General features: G+C 62.1%; 6 protein-coding genes. 4 read left to right on the top strand and 2 right to left on the bottom strand.

The features are described from left to right. The first annotated feature begins 30 nt into the window (after window positions 1-30). The 3 genes from C2E19_RS15455 (at window position 31) to C2E19_RS15445 (ending at window position 3,643) form a co-directional block, all read left to right on the top strand. Window positions 31-1,167, top strand: coding sequence for a GlxA family transcriptional regulator (locus tag C2E19_RS15455; RefSeq protein ID WP_256661205.1), 1,137 nt, complete (start codon window positions 31-33; stop codon window positions 1,165-1,167). A gap of 269 nt (window positions 1,168-1,436) precedes the next feature. Next, the gene (gene proP / locus C2E19_RS15450; protein WP_129393840.1) at window positions 1,437-2,939 is read left to right on the top strand and encodes a glycine betaine/L-proline transporter ProP; all 1,503 of its coding nucleotides are present in this window, start codon (window positions 1,437-1,439) and stop codon (window positions 2,937-2,939) included. A gap of 110 nt (window positions 2,940-3,049) precedes the next feature. After that, window positions 3,050-3,643, top strand: a complete 594-nt coding sequence (locus C2E19_RS15445) for a hypothetical protein (protein WP_129393838.1) — start codon at window positions 3,050-3,052, stop codon at window positions 3,641-3,643. Here C2E19_RS15445 and C2E19_RS15440 read toward each other — a convergent pair whose 3' ends face one another. Continuing rightward, complete coding sequence (locus C2E19_RS15440; protein ID WP_129393836.1) at window positions 3,644-4,258, bottom strand: hypothetical protein; 615 nt, start codon at window positions 4,256-4,258, stop codon at window positions 3,644-3,646. 1 nt (window position 4,259) lies between these two features. Continuing rightward, on the bottom strand, window positions 4,260-5,057 hold the full coding sequence (locus C2E19_RS15435; RefSeq protein WP_129393834.1) for a DUF2092 domain-containing protein: 798 nt from the start codon (window positions 5,055-5,057) through the stop codon (window positions 4,260-4,262). A gap of 263 nt (window positions 5,058-5,320) precedes the next feature. Here C2E19_RS15435 and C2E19_RS15430 point away from each other — a divergent pair, with 263 nt between their 5' ends. Beyond that, window positions 5,321-16,636: a VCBS domain-containing protein gene (locus C2E19_RS15430; protein ID WP_129393832.1), complete on the top strand. Its 11,316-nt coding sequence runs from the start codon at window positions 5,321-5,323 to the stop codon at window positions 16,634-16,636. The last annotated feature ends 10 nt before the right edge of the window (window positions 16,637-16,646 follow it).

Below are 16,646 nucleotides of genomic sequence, written 5' to 3'. Positions count from 1 at the left end.
CGTGCCCTCGTTTTTTGCAGTGAATTCAGTATGTCGAGGCCCGCCGTGCCGCTCCATGCCAAACACCCCTCCTTTGCTGCCATGGCGGACATCGCGCCGCAACCGTTGCGCACCGTCGTGGTGTTGGCCTTCGATGACCTGTTGTTACTCAATGCGGCCGGGCCGCTGGAAGTCTTCGCGGCGATACCGCGCGTGTTGGGCGGCCACTTCAGCAGCCAGCCGCCCTATCGGTTGCTGATGGCGTCGCCGCAGGGTGGCGCGGTCATGTCGATCTCGGGGATTACGGTGTCGACGTGCTCGCTTGAGCAGATCGACCAGCTCGCCCCGGTGATCGACACCCTGATCGTTGCGGGCGGTCCGGGCATGGCCGCGCTGGAGGCCGATCAACAGGCCTGTGACTGGCTGCGCGTTCGCTCGGCGCAGATCCGCCGGCTGTGCTCGATCGGCACCGGCACGTTCGCCCTGGCCGCCGCCGGGTTGCTCGATGGTCGGCAAGTGGTGACGCACTGGAAATTCGCCGCTGAACTACAGGCGCGCTACCCGGCGGTGCGCTGTCAGACCGATGCGTTGTACCTGCACGACGACAATCTGTGGACGTGCGGCGGCGCCACCGCGGGCATCGACCTCGCTCTTGGCTTGGTGGAACAGGACCTCGGCGCGCAAGCAGCGCTGACATTGGCGCGGTATTTCACCGTATTTTTGTGGCGTGGCGCGGAACATCCGCAACTGAGCGCTTCACTCAACGCGCAATCCAACGCCTTGCGCACCGACCCAGACGTACGTCTGGCCCGTCTGCATGCATGGATTGCCGCTAACCTGAAGGGTGATTTGCGCGTCGAACGGCTGGCCGAGCAATTCGGCATGAGCCCGCGCCACTTCGCCCGTGCGTATGTTGCTGCCACTGGGCAGACACCCGCGCAAGCGGTCGAGCACGTGCGGCTGGAGGCGGCGGGTCGACTGCTGAAAAGCACCCATGAGCCGATCAAGCGCATTGCCGAAACCGTTGGTTTTGGCCGCGAAGAGCGCATGCGTCGGGCGTTTCAAAAGCATCTGGGGGTCAGCCCGAATGGTTATCGTCGGCAGATGGATGGCCAGACTGCAGTTCAGCCGACGGATCGCCGGCAGACGTCCAGAGTCGGGATTGCGTTGGAGTGGTTGGCGCAGTAAAGCCCGCGCACAGACGACGTTGATCGCTCCCACGCTCTGCGTTGATCGTTCCCACGCTCTGCGTGGGAATGCAGCCCGGGACGCTCCGCGTCCCAAGATCAAAAGATCGCAGCCTGCGGCAGCTCCTACGGGGAGATTTTGGGGTGATTGGGGAAAAATGCGCTAGGTAGTGAATTATTTCGTGTCCTCATGTATCTGAGCCAAAGAGCACGCGCCATCAAATCGATGGCATCTACGCGGCAAGATGGATCAGCAAAGAGAAGACCCGGATGAAATCACGCAAGAAAACCGTCAAGCCAATCGGCCTGAACGACATCACCATTGTCGACGATGCCAAGATGCGCAAGGCGATCACCGCCGCCGCTCTGGGCAACGCCATGGAATGGTTCGACTTTGGTGTTTACGGCTTCGTCGCCTATGTACTCGGCAAAGTGTTCTTCCCCGGCGCCGATCCCGGCACCCAGATGATCGCCGCGCTCGCGACGTTCTCGGTGCCCTTCCTGATCCGGCCTTTGGGCGGCTTGTTCTTCGGCGCCCTGGGCGACAAGTACGGACGGCAGAAAGTCCTCGCTGCAACCATCGTCATCATGTCGCTGAGCACCTTCGCCATCGGCCTGATTCCGTCTTATGCCTCGATTGGCATCTGGGCGCCGATCCTGTTGTTGCTGGCAAAAATGGCCCAGGGTTTCTCGGTGGGCGGTGAGTACACCGGTGCGTCGATCTTCGTCGCCGAATATGCGCCGGATCGCAAACGTGGTTTCCTCGGCAGTTGGCTGGACTTCGGCTCGATCGCCGGCTTCGTCCTCGGTGCCGGGGTCGTGGTGCTGATCTCGACGACGCTGGGCGAAGCCAAGTTCGAAGAATGGGGCTGGCGCCTGCCGTTCTTCCTCGCCCTGCCCCTTGGCATGATCGGCCTCTACCTGCGTCACGCCCTCGAAGAAACTCCCGCTTTCCAGCAGCACGTTGAAAAGCTCGAGGAGGGTGACCGCGAAGGCCTCGCGCGTGGCCCGAAAGTGTCGTTCAAGGAGGTCGCGACCAAACACTGGCGAAGCCTGATGACCTGCATCGGCGTGGTGGCGGTGACCAACGTCACCTACTACATGCTGCTGACGTACATGCCGAGCTACCTGTCGCACAACCTGCATTACAGTGAAAACCGTGGCGTGCTTATCATCATCGCGATCATGGTCGGCATGCTGTTCGTGCAGCCAGCGATCGGTTTCATCAGCGACAAGATCGGCCGCAAACCTTTCATCGTCGTCGGCAGCATCGGCTTGTTCATTTTGGCGATTCCGGCGTTCATGCTGATTAACAGTGGCAAGATCGGCTTGATCTTCGCCGGTCTGCTGATGCTGGCGGTGTTGCTGAACTTCTTCATCGGCGTCATGGCGTCGACCCTGCCGGCAATGTTCCCCACGCACATCCGCTACAGCGCGCTGGCGGCGGCTTTCAACGTTTCGGTATTGATCGCTGGCCTGACCCCGACCATCGTCGCCTGGCTGGTCGAAAGCACCAACGATCTCTACATGCCGGCGTATTACCTGATGGTCATCGCCGTGGTCGGCCTGGTCACCGGCGTGACCATGAAGGAAACCGCCAACAAACCGCTGCGTGGCGCCGCCCCGGCAGCTTCCGATCTGGAAGAAGCCAAGGAACTGCTGCAAGAACACCACGACAACATCGAACAGAAAATCGAAGACATCGACGCCGAGATCGCCGCGCTCGAAGCCAAGCGCAAGGAGTTGGTGCAGCAGCATCCGCGGATCAACTGAAACCCGGTACCGGTGGCCTCTGTACAGCGGCCATCGGCAGCCAGTCGTGCGGCTCGACTTTTTTTTCAGCTAGCCTTGAGTGCGGATCGCCCGTCACTCAAGGAGCCGTCATGTTCAAGTTCATCAAGACCACCGTCATCGGCGGGCTGTTGTTTATCCTGCCGCTGATGCTGATTGTGGTGCTGATCGAAAAAGCCCTCCACCTGCTGCGCGGGCCGGTCGAGAAGCTCTTGCCAATGTTCAAGGGCTTCGATGTCGCCGGCGTCACGCTGGTGACGGTTGCCACCTTGCTGGGCCTGATCGTCCTGTGTTTTCTCGCCGGATTGCTCGCGCGCACCTCGGCGGCAGCACGGGCGCTGGAAGCCACCGAAAACAAGCTGCTGAGCAACCTGCCCGGTTATCAGTTGTTCAAGGACACCACCGCGCGGTTTGCCGGGTTGGAAAACGAGGATGGTTCGAAGGTCGGCATGATCGCCGAGGGCGAAGGCTTTCGCCTGTGCCTGATCGTCGAAAGCGTGGATGACTGGCTGACGATTTTCATGCCCGACGGTGGGCCCGCCGGCGGCACCGCCGGTGAAGTGCGGCTGGTGCCGGCCGCCCATGTCATCGTCACCGATCTGTCGTGGCTGACCCTGGCCACCGGGTTGCGCCGTGGCGGCCGTGGCATGCTCGCGCTGATGCAACCCTGGGTGCCGAAAGCCTGATCAAGGCGCGTTGACCACCACATACGTCACATCGCTGCCCTGATACTGCGGCTGGTACCAGGTCGAGCCGCATTGCATGTAGGCGACGTTGTAGCGGATTACCTGCACACAGCTGCTGGGCATTTGCGCCGGGGTCATGATCGAACCGACGACAGCTGCGGTAACCGCCACCGTTGCCGTCACCGCCGCCGCAGTCGCTATCGGGTGATAGTGATCGTCGTAACCATAGCGACCATGCCCGTCGACATCGATGTCGACGTCGCGATGGTTATCGATATTGACGTTGCGGTTGACGTTGCGATTGCTGTTGTTGACGTAGGTGCGGTTACCGACATTGTTGCCGGCATTTACGCGGTTGCCGGAATTGAACTGATTGCCGGCGTTTACCCGATTTCCCGCATTGGCACGGTTTCCGGCGTTGACGTGACTGGTCCGTTGCGGCGCATTGATGCGTTGTGCCCGCTGCGCGTTGGGCGCGGGTGCGCGGTTGACGTTGGCGCGGGCATGGCCCTGCGCGCGCTGCGGCCTGGCGTCGGCTTCGGCGATCAGCCCGGCAGTCAGGAAGGTGGCGGTGGCCAGCGATAACAGCAGACTCCACGACATCGACTTGTTCATGTCACTGCCCTCCCTGACCACTGGCTTTTTTCAACGCAATCGCGACATCGCCCTTGGCCGGTTTGAAGGTGAAGAGCGTGTCCGGGATGGTTGGCTTGAGGTTCCACTGATACACCGCGCTGTACTCGGGAGAACTCTTTTCGTCGGTGGTGGTGATCACCAGTTTGCACGGCAAGGGCTTGTCCGAACGGGTCAGCCACAATTGCCAGTCGATGCCCTCCTGGCGAAACGCCAAATGGTCGCAGAGCTGGCCCTTGATAATTGACGGTCCGACATAGAGCGCAGCCTTCAAGGCATCAATCTGCGCCTGATCGCTGCCAAACAGAAACAGATCCTCCATCGGTACTTGCACACCGTAGAAGTTCTCGACCATATGCAGGGTTTCCGCGACATTGGCCGGCGCATCGACGGTGGTGTAGTACTTCAGGTATGGCGAGTACTGAGTGAGCTTCTTGCCGTTGTAGAAAAATTCGCGGGTGCGCACATCGCCTTCACTTTTCGCATACAGGCGATCGTGGCCAACCACTTTCAACGTATTGAACGACTCGGTCTTGATCTTCTGACCAGACTCCAGAACCGTGTCGCGCGACACTTCGGCATCGACCTGGAATTTCGCCAGGCTGCGCAGGTAATTGCCCATATCGATGAGTTTGTCGATCACTTGCGGATTGACCAGCGGCGTGTCGTCCGCCGCGCTGGTCGTGGGCTGCGCAGCCGCTGCGGGTGGGTCTTCGGCGTAGGCTCCCGGCGCGAGAACCAACGTGAACATCAGGCAGAAAACACTGACTGGGGCTTTCATCGGTTGCGCTCCTGTCCCTGCGTGGGCGTTGCGCCCGGACGGGCGACTGACTGACCAGCCTAGACGCCAGTGTTGCTGTGCGCCAATTCGTACAAATCCCCCGTCACAGTGATAGCCAAAGGCTGCGGCGCCGCGCGTCTCCAAGCATCTGAAACTGCGGCCCATTCGGTGGCAAACCGTAAGAAACCTCCTACGCTGAATTTGTCCGTCGCCTGGCGTCGGCACTCACCGGAAGGATTCTGCGCGCAGTACGAGGGCCGATCATGCAAGGTTCACGAGGTGGTTTTTCTGCGGCACATTTGCGCCCGCAGCGTCAGTCACTGTCACTGGAACCCAGAATTCTGTTCGACGGCGCCGCCGCTTCGGCGACTGTCGAGCAGCATCACAGTGACCCCGCCGCGCCGCCTGCTGCGGTCGAGGCACAAGTCCCTCACGCGACACCAACCGAAGGCCGCGCCGCCACCGAGCAAGCGCCGTCGGCCGCGCGCAGCCTGCTGGTGATCGACAGTCGCATCGAAAACCGCGATCAACTCGTCGCGCAGTTGCCGGGCAATGTCACTGCGATTGTGGTGAATGTCGGCGAAGATGGCCTCGCGGCGATCTCTGCGGCGCTCGCGCAACTGGGCAAGGTCGATTCGATTCAGATCATGTCCCACGGCGCCGCCGGGCAATTCACCCTGGGCAATCGCACGGTCAGCTCGGACAACATCGACTCGCTGGGCAAAACCCTCGAACAATGGCGCAGCAATCTCACCCAAGGCGCAGATATCCAGCTGTATGGCTGCGATGTCGGTGCCGGTGCGGCCGGGCAAACCCTGGTCAGCGAACTCGCGCGCTGGACCGGCGCCGATGTCGGCGCTTCGAGTAATGACACCGGCAGCAGCAAGGCCGGCGGCGACTGGACGCTGGAAACCCGCGTCGGCGACATCGATAAAAACATCGCCATCAGCGGCCTTGCCATGGCGCATTTCGACGGCCTGCTCGCCGACGCGGCGCCGACAGCCACGGTGGCCACCGGCGGCAGCGATGTGCTGCTCGGCGACCGCTTCACCTTTACCGTGAATTTCAGCAACACCTCGACCCAGGTGGGTTATGCGCCGTTCATCAACCTGGCGATGCCGGCGACCGGCAAGGATGGCGATGACGGCGTCAATTTCATTTCCGCCACCTACCTGGGGCAAAACCTGATCAGCCACGTGGTGACGTTCGATGCCAACGGCGACGCTACGCACCCGCTGGCGAAAGACGCCAACGGCAACTTCCTGATCATCAACGCCGCCACCTACGGCATGCGCGCTGGCGACAAACTGGTGGTCATCGAGTTGCCCTTCGCCAGCGTCACCAATCAGCAACCGGTGATTGGCGTGCAGATCACCGCCAGCCTGAGCAACCTGGCCGATACGGCGTTCTCCAATGGCACGCCTGACCTGACCATTCGCGCCAGTGGCGGCTTCGAATTCGGCAATGATGCGCTGGACAACCCGACCAACGACCCAAGCCTGATTCAGGCCGGCACCGCAGCGTTTGTCGTGCACCCGACGGTGATTACGGTCAGCGAAACCATCAATACCCCCGAGGGAGAAACCGCTACCGGCCCCAACTATGTACGCACGCTGACCTTGTCGGCGACACCGGCACCTGGGCAGACGCTGACCAACGTGGTCATCACCCAGCCGCTGCCCGACAACATCCAGGTCAACGCAATCACCCCCGGTCCCGGCGGCCGGGTCACCTCGATCACTCTGCACGACGGCACCGTGGTCACCAATGCCGCACAAATCGCCGTGTTGATTGCGGCCAACGACGTCTACATCAATTCGTTCACCGTCACCTACGACAGTCTCACCGGCAAGACCGATACCGTGGTCGCCTTCTACGTGCCGGAAGCCGACGCCAATGGTCAGCCGGTAATCAACCCGGTGACCGGCGATGCCGTCACCGTCACCCTCGGCCCGCCAACGGCTTCGGGACAGTGGGTGCCGCTTGATCCACGTGACCTTACCGCACCGAACACCACCATCGATTTCAGCGGCACCGGGCAAGGCACTCAGTTCATCGCCAAGTCCATCACCCTGCTGAAAACCGCGACGATGCAGAACGACATCGGCCACACCGGTATCAGCCCCGGCGACACGTTGCAGTACACGCTCAATCTGGCGATTTCCGATTACTTTGCCTTCGGTAAGGATTTCTTCAACGAAGGCCAGCTGGTGATTCGCGATCAGCTCAGCGACGGCCAGACATTGAGCGGCACACCGACGCTCACCGTGACCATCAACGGTGTTGCGCAGACCATCACCCTGGTCACCAGTGTGGTTAACAACGCCGACGGCACGACCTCAATGGTGTTCGACATTGCGCAGTCGCTGCGTAACGCGTTCGGCAATATTCGTGGCTGGCTCAACGGCGATCTGGCCTTTGACGACACCTTGCAAGGCGCGGTGGTCGCGGTTCTCAGTTACTCAGCCATCGTTGGCCAGACCTACAAACCACCATCAGGCAATCCGCAACCGGACATCAACGAAGGCGACGAACTGGGCAACACCGCGACGGTAGACGGCACGCTGCTGGTCGATCAGTTCAACCTCACCGGCGAGAGTGAAACCGACGGTTCCGCGACCACCAGTGTGATCCCCACCAGCAACGTCGATATCAGTCTGGTCGAGGTCAATAATGGCGCGCCACCAGGCAACGGCGAACTGCGCCCCGGCGATGAAGTGACCTTCGAACTGAGTTACGACCTGGTCACCGGCGACTACGAGCAATTCAAACTGACGGCTTATCTGCCGTTGCCGCTGTTCAATGTCACCGGGATTACCTGGGGTTCGGGCAGTGACATCGGCCAGTGGGAACTTGGCCCGGGCAATACCAACGCCGGCGGTGTGGTCAGTGTGATCAGCGCCAACGGCAACTCGGTGGTATTCGACTTCGGCAGTTTTGCCACCAATACCACCACCGGCAGTCGCATCGTCATTCGCTTCACCGTCAAAGTCGGCGATCAGCCGTTTGCCGATCAGCGCTCGCTGGACGTGCTCGCGCAATCGAGCCAGCAGACCACCCTCACCGACCGCACATTGATTTCTTCCGACGTGGTCGCGATCGTTTCCGTCGCCGAGCCGGTACTCAACATCAAACATGGCGTGGTCTCCGGCTCGAACGGCACGGTCACCGGCACCAGCGGTAGCTGGAACCCACCGGGCAGCACCGGCGTGCCGTTCAACGGCAGCGTCACCGATTTGTCTGCGGTCGATGGCAACATCAGCAACATCGACGGTGCCGACCGCTTGCGCCTGGTCACGGCGATCGAAAACAGCGGTGGCGGCGGCGCGTTTGACGTCAGCACCAGCATCACGCTGCCCTCGGGTTTGAGTTTTGTCGGCGGCAGTCTGGCGGCGGCCAATCTGCAGATTTATCGCGGCGACGGCACCTTGCTGGTGTTGGGCACCGACTACAGCGTCAGCGGCAATCAGATCAACTTTCTCGACGCCGGTGGCCAGGCCAGTCTGTTGGCCGGGCGCAGCGGCACGGCGGCCGATACCAGCGGCGCCAACGTCGTGGTGATCAGCTATGACGTGGTCGTCAGCGCCACCATCGAGGCCAGCCGCAGCCTGCAATCCACCGCGACTCTGAGCAACTACGCCAGCGTCAATGGCGGCACCGACTTCACCCCGACCGACCTCACCGATTTGGCTAACCAGCAAATTGCCGCCCCGGTGATCAGCAAAGTCTTCGCCGACGGCACGCTCGACGCCGGCGACTCCAGTGCCGCGCACACCACCGGCAGCGATCTGGTGATCGGCGAAAGCATGCGCTACGACATCGTCATCACCCTGCCCGAAGGCACCACGCAAAACCTGCGTATCGAAGACCTGATTCCACCGGGCATGCGCCTGGACACCAGTTTCAACGGTGGCCTCGGTTACCAGATCATCACCACCCGCGCCGGCAGTGGCGCACTCGGCGCCGATTTCGCCGGCAGCGTACTGGTCAGTGGTTTCGCCGGGATTGGCGGCGCGTTGGGCGGCGATGGCGTGGACGGGCGCTGGACGTTCAGCGTTTCCAGCGTGTCGGCGGACAACCAGACCGGCAACAATACCTTCGTGATTCGCCTGCAACTGGTGGCCAACAACGTCATCGGCAACCAGGCCAACGTTTCACTGCAAAACAATGCGCAACTGATTTTCAGCGATCCGGACAGTGACACACCGAACGGCGCCGTCGCCGTGGATCGCACCGTCACCCTTTCGGGTGGCCAGCCGACCGTGACCGTGCGCGAACCGACCCTGCAGGTCAATCAGGTGATCACGTCCACCTCGGGCCTGGGCGGCTATGACCAGGGCGACACGGTGACTTTCAATATCACCATCACTAACGGCAATGGCAGCACCGATTTCAGTGCGTTCGACATCAGTTTCCTCGACACCCTGCCGACCCAACTCAGCAACGTCACGCTGGTCGGCGTGCTGTATCAGAACGGTGCCACCAACAATGGCGGCGTTGCCTTCGAAATCGTCGGCGGGCAGTTGCGCACGGCCACGGGGGCCAACATCGACATCGCCAAGGGCGGCAGCATCGTTTTGCAACTGAGTGGCATCGTCAACGCCAGCGCCGCCGCACTATCAAACATCGCCAACGTCGCCAGCGTGCAATGGACCAGCCTCGACGGCGGCAATGCCGGTGAGCGAACAGGTGTCGACGGCACGCTCAATGGCGGCACGCTCAACGACTACCGCAACCTCTCGACCTTGCTGATTCCGGTGGCCCAGGCGATCGAAATTTCCCGCGTCGGCGGTTTGCCGGACACCGCGGCGCCGAACCCGACGAACGCCGTCGTCGAGCAAGTGACGGTCGGGGAAGTGATCCGCTATCGCGTGGTAGTGCTGGTGCCCGAAGGCAACAACCCCAACTATCAGGTGCAAATCACCCTCGCCAACGGCTTGCAGTTCATCTCGCCGGATGCGCTGATCAATGCCTTGCGCATCGCGTTCATTTCCAATGGCGGACTGACCAGCGACGCCAACCTGATCGTCGGCGGCACCTTGAATATCGACGGCAACGAAAACAGCCCGGAAGCGCTGCCGATCACCGCCGATCTATCCGGTCTGGCGCCACAAGGCGTGTTCGATCCGAGCCGTTTGACCATCGTCACCAATCCCGACGGCAGCCAGGTGGTGACGTTCAACCTCGGTAACGTGGTTAACGGCAATGGCAACGACGATGACCTCGAAGGCATCTCCATCGAATTCAATGTGCGCGTCACCAACATCGCCGCCAACATCGCCGGCGCGCAATTGGCCGTGACAGCACGGGAAATCGTCAACGGTGCCGGGCGCGCCGTCAGTGACACGGTGTTCGAACGCGTGGTCGAGCCAAGCTTCAGCGGCCTCGACAAGCAAATTGTCACGTTCAATCCGAACCCGAGCGGCAGCACCGGCAATGCCACAGTGCAGCTGAGTTTCACCCAGAACGGCGGTTTGCCGGCGTTCGATGCGCGCGTCAGCGACGGCTTTGCTGGCGGCAGTAATTACACGTTTCTCAGCGTCAGCATCAACGGCGTGAGTTACGGCCCGGGCAATCTGCCCGCGGGCATCAGTTTCAGCAGCAGCGGCGGTTTGAGCGTCAATTTCGATCAACTGGATGTCGGCGCGCAGATTCAGGTGCGCTACTCGGTCGACCTGCCCAACTCGAGCATTGTCGCCAGCAGCAACGCGACACTGACCTGGAGCAGCCTGCCGGAAGACTTCACCAGTTGGGGCGGCAACAGCGTCGGCGTCGATGGCACCACCACCGGCGAACGCGATGGCAGCGCCGTCGGCCCCAACCAGTATATTTTGCGCGACAACGCCGGCCTCGGTGTGATCACCGGCACCTTGTGGAACGACACCGCCAGCCCGACCGCCAGCACCACTCCGGACGGCGCGGGCCTGGGCGGACAAACCGTGACTCTGACCTGGGCCGGTGCCGACGGCCTGCTGGAAACCGCAGCGGATAACCTGCAATTCACTACCGTCACCGACGCCAACGGCCAGTACCATTTTGGCGTGTTGCCGCTCGGCGTGTTCCGCATCGATGTGCCGGCCGGGCTGGTCAGCTATCCGCAACCACTGGGTGATTTGCGCGTGCGCGTCGACAGCGATGCCGGCACCCTCGGCCAGATCACCATCACCTTGGGCGATGCCGACACGCAAAGCGCCAACGCCGGTTATGTCGAGCAGAACGACGCCCCGGTCAACACCCTCCCCGGCACGCAAAACGGCCTCGAAGACGTGGTGCTGAATATCGGCGGAATCAGCGTTACCGATATCGATGCCGACCGCGATCCGAACGTCAACGACCGGGCGATCAGCGTAATTCTCACGGTCACCCACGGCACACTGTTCCTCGGCGCGACCGTGCCCGGCGTCACCGTCAGCGGCGCCAACACCGCGAGCATGACCCTGACCGGCAACCTCGCCGACATCAACACCGCGCTGGCCAGCCTGCAATATCTGGGCAATGCCAACTTCAACGGCACCGACACCCTCACCGTGCTCAGCAATGACCGGGGCAACTACGGCGATGCCGACGGCGATGGGATTCCCGGCACCGCAGCCGATGCGCTGACCGACACCGACACCCTGCAAATCATCCTCGCCGCCGTTAATGACAACCCGGTCGGGGTCAACGACAGCGCCACGGCCGTTGAAGCCGGTGGCAACAACAATGGCTCGGCCGGTATCGACCCGCGCGGCAATGTGCTGAGCAACGACACCGACGTCGACATCGCCACCAACGCCGATCAACTGCACGTGGTGTCGGTCGGCCCGGGTGCCGGCATTCAGACGCCGGTGCTCGGCGTGACGGTAATCAATGGTCTTTACGGCCAATTGGTGATTGGCAGCAACGGTTCCTACCAATATGTCGTCGATAACAACAACGCCGCCGTGCAGGCCCTGCGCCTGTTAGGCCAGACCTTGCGCGACGACTTCAATTACGTGCTCGCTGACCTCGCCGGTGAAACCTCGACCGCTACATTGAGCGTGACCATTCAGGGCGCCAACGACACGCCGCAAGGCATCGACGACGACGGCGTGGCCATCGAGGCCGGCGGCGTCAACAACGGCACACCGGGCAGTGACGCCAGGGGCAACGTGTTGAGCAATGATCTGGACGTCGACAGCGCGGCCAACGGCGAAACCCGCACGGTGACCGGCATCCGCCCGGTAGCCGAGGCTGGCTCCGGCAATTTCACCGCCGTCAGTGGCGCCACGGCGATTGCCGGGCTCTATGGCACCTTGACCATCAACCCCGACGGCACTTACAGCTACGTGGTCAACAACAGCAACGCCACGGTTCAGCGCCTGAGTGCCGGGCAACAACTGGTCGAGTTCTTCAGCTATCGGCTGACCGATACCGGCGGGCTGGACGATGTCGCGCAATTGCGTATCGTCATCCAGGGCGCCAACGACAACCCGGTGGCCAGCGATGACGCCGCCTCTGCGCAAGCCGCGTCAACCAACGGCACGGCTTCAGAAAGCAATCCGAGTGGCAACGTGATTCAGTTCCCCAGCCGTCCGGGGCCGATCACTCAACCGGGTGGCAATGGCGTCGATCAGGATGTCGATGCCAATGACCAACCGAGCAGCCAGTTGCTGGTCAATGGCGTGATCAACAAAAGCGAAGCCACCTACAACCCGGCCGTCGACGTGCTCAGCGGCGTCGCCACCGGCACCACCTCAGCCAATGGAACCTTGGTTGCAGGCCTTTACGGCACCTTGCGCATCGGCGCCGATGGCTCGTTCTTCTATGACGTCGACAGTACCAATGCGGCGGTCCAGGCCTTGGCGCCAGGGCAGACATTGACCGAGTTCTTCACCTACCGCGTGACCGACACCACAGGCCTGACCGACACCGCGCAACTGGTGATTACCGTCCACGGCGTCAACGATCCACCCGTGGCGCAAAACGTCATCGCCGTCGCTACCGAAGCGGGCGGGATCAACAACCTGACGCCGGGCGTCAACCCTTCGGGCGACGTCACGGTCAACGACACCGATCCCGATGGCGACCCACTGACGGTGACGCTGATCAAGTCCGGCGCGGCCGCGGATCCAGGCACACCCATCGCGGTCAATCTCGGCGGTACGGTGATTGCCGGGCTGTACGGCACGCTGACGATTTTCCCCGATGGCAGCTACGTCTACGAAGTCGACAACAGCAACCCCGACGTGCAGGCCCTGCGCCGTAGCGCCGATCTGCTCTCGGAACGTTTCACCTACACCGTCAGCGATGGCGTTGGCGCGACCCCGCAAACCGACACGGCGGAAATCATCGTGTTGATTCGCGGGCAGAACGATAACCCGATTGCCAATGATGATGCCGGTGTGGCCATCGAGGCCGGTGGCCTCAACAACAGCCAGCCCGGACAAGACCCGAGCGGCAACGTGCTGGATAACGACACTGATGTCGATGGCGGCGAAGTCCCCGGCGATCTGCCCAATTACGACTATGGCGAAATCCGCGCCGTGTCCTCGGTGCGCACCGGCCCAGAGGCGGCCAGCGGCACGGCCGGCACATTGGGCACGGAACTGCGCGGCACTTATGGCTGGCTGACCCTGAACGCCGACGGCAGCTACAGCTATCGCCTCGACAACAGCATGGCGGCGGTGCAGGCATTGCGCGTTGGTAACACGCTACTCGATGCGTTCAGCTACGAGGTCATCGACGCGGCCGGCGCCACTGATCGCGCGACGCTGAACATCAGTATTCAGGGGCGCAACGACACGCCAATCGCGCAGAACGACAGCAACACCGCTGTCGAGGCCGGTGGCCTGAACAACGCCACGCCGGGCAGCAATCCGAGCGGCAATGTGCTGAGCAATGACAGCGATGTCGATGGCAACGGTGAAGTGCTGAGTGTGATCGGCGTCAATCAAGGCTCTTCGGTCGGCCTGATCGGCAGCGCCTTCAATGGCACTTACGGTCGGTTGACCCTGAACGCCGATGGCAGCTACAGCTATCTGGTCGATAACCTCAACCCGCAGGTCCAGGCCTTGCGCACCAATGCCGACACCCTGACGGAAACCTTCACTTATCAGATCCGCGACCTGGCCGGCGCTACCAGTACCGCAACGCTGACCCTGACCATTCGCGGGGCCAACGACAATCCGCTGGCGAGTGATGACAGTGCCGTGGCCGTCGAGGCTGGCGGCACGTTCAACGGTACGCCTGGGGTGAATCCCGGCGGCAATGTGCTGAGCAACGACAACGATGTCGATGCCAACGACGCCAAAGTGCTCACCGGCATCCGCACCGGCAGTGAAGCGGCGGGCGGCACCTTCACCAACGTTGGCGTCGCGCAAACCTTCAACGGTTTGTACGGCACACTGACAATCAATGCCGACGGCACTTACAGCTACGTGATCAATAACAATCTGGCCGCCGTGCAGGCCTTGAAAGTTGGCGACTCACTGGTGGAAACCTTCACCTACCGCATGCGCGACATTGCCGGTGCCACCGACACCGCGCAGTTGAGCATTCGCATCGACGGCGCCTGGGATGCCCCGGTGGCCGCCAACGATACCGCCGTGGCCGTGGCCGATAACGGCAAAGGCAATGGCGTCAACCCGAGCGGTAACGTGTTGCCCAATGACACCGACGTCGATCAGGGCGACAGCAAAACCGTCACCGGCATCCGCTTTGGCACCGAAGACGCTGGCGGCGGCCTCAACGGCGTTACCGCCGGCACCGACAACAGCAACGGCGCGCTGATCAACGGCCTCTACGGGCAATTGATCATCGGCGCTGACGGCAGCTACACCTACAACCTCGACTCGAACAATCCGGCGGTACTGGCGTTGGGGCCGCTGCAATTTCTCAACGAGCCTTTCACCTACCAGGTCAGCGACCGTGGCGGCCAGACCGATCTGGCGGAGATCCACATCATCATTCGCGGGCGCAACTCGGCACCGGTGGCCAATACCGATACCGCGACAGCGGTTGAGGCTGGCGGCAGCAACAACAATCAACCCGGCATCAACCCCGGCGGCAATGTCCTGAGCAACGACACCGATGCCGAAAGCGACCCGCTGTCGGTGATCGGCATTCACACCGGCACCGTCACTGACATCGGCACGGTGGGCAGCGTAGGCACTTCACTGCGCGGGTTGTATGGTGACCTGCTGATCAACGCCGACGGCAGCTACAGCTACACCGTCGATAACAATCTCGCTGCCGTCCAGGCCTTGCGCCAGAGCGGCCAGACGCTCAACGAAGTGTTCACCTACACCATCGTCGACCGCTGGGGCGACACCAGCACTGCCGAGCTGCGCATCACCGTCGATGGCCGCAACGATACGCCGGTTGCCGTCGATGACAGCGCCACGGCAGTCGAGGCCGGTGGCGTCAACAACGGCACGCCGGGCAGCAACGCCACGGGCAATGTGCTGGACAACGACACTGACGTCGACAGCGTGGCCAATGGCGAAAGCAAACAGGTGCAAAGCGTGAGCAATCAGGCCGGCCAGTCCACCGGCGCCGGGCAAGTGCTGATCGGGCTCTATGGGCAACTGACCCTCAACGCCGATGGCAGCTACACCTACGTCATCGACAACAACAATCCCGTGGTGCAGGCCTTGCGCACTGCCGGTGAAACCCTTAGCGAAACCTTTACCTACCGCATGGTCGATACTGCCGGCGCGACTGCGGATGCGCGCCTGACCGTGGTGATTCAGGGCGCCAACGACGCCCCGGTCGCGCAGAACGACAGCGGGTTCGCCAGCGACCAGTCCCCTGCCCCGCAAACCACCGGCAACGTGCTGCCCAACGATGGCGATGTCGATAACAACGACGGCCTCGTCGTGGTCGGTATTCGCACCGGCGCCGAGGCGAATAGCGGTACGTCCGGTGTCATCGGCCAGCCGATCATCGGTCTGTACGGCACGCTGGTGCTGAACGCCGACGGCAGCTACACCTACACCATCGACCAGAACAACCCGGCAGTCCTTGCCGCCGCGGGCCTGGGGCAAATTCTGCGCGACGTGTTCACCTACACAATCAATGACCGTAACGGTGCCAGCGATCAGGCCGAACTGGCTATCACTCTCGACATCGCCACACCGTTTATTCCGGCGCCGGGCGGCGACAATTTCGAGCGTGACCCGAACACCCTCAATCGCAACTTCCTCATCCCCGATCCGCAACCGGCGATCTTCGTCACGCCAGTGGTCGAGCGTGCGGCCGAAATCTCCGAGCTGTCGGCGTGGGGCGTCGATGGCAGCAATCTGCGCCTGGCAGCCGTCGGTGAGTTCACCAGTGAATCGGTGGGCAATGGTCTGGGTCTGGTGCCAGGGCAATTCGTCTCACAAGCCGTGCGCAGCAGCCGTCTGGAAAGTGAACTGGATCAGTTGTGGGTTCAGGGGCGGCAGGGCCGTACCGCCTTGAGTGCCGACGGGCTGTTGAGCGATCCATCGTTGTTCGTCCTCGACCCGGCCGACCTGACGCACAGTCCGGCCCATGTTGAAAAACAACAGGAAAAACCGCGAGCCAAGGGTTTCAGCGCGCAATTGCGCGATGCAGCGCAACGGCGCGCGCCGCGATAAAGCGCTCGAA

This window comes from Pseudomonas sp. DTU12.3, assembly GCF_004124275.1.
GTDB classification, from domain to species: domain Bacteria; phylum Pseudomonadota; class Gammaproteobacteria; order Pseudomonadales; family Pseudomonadaceae; genus Aquipseudomonas; species Aquipseudomonas helmanticensis.
This window is presented reverse-complemented; position numbering and strand designations above follow the sequence as displayed.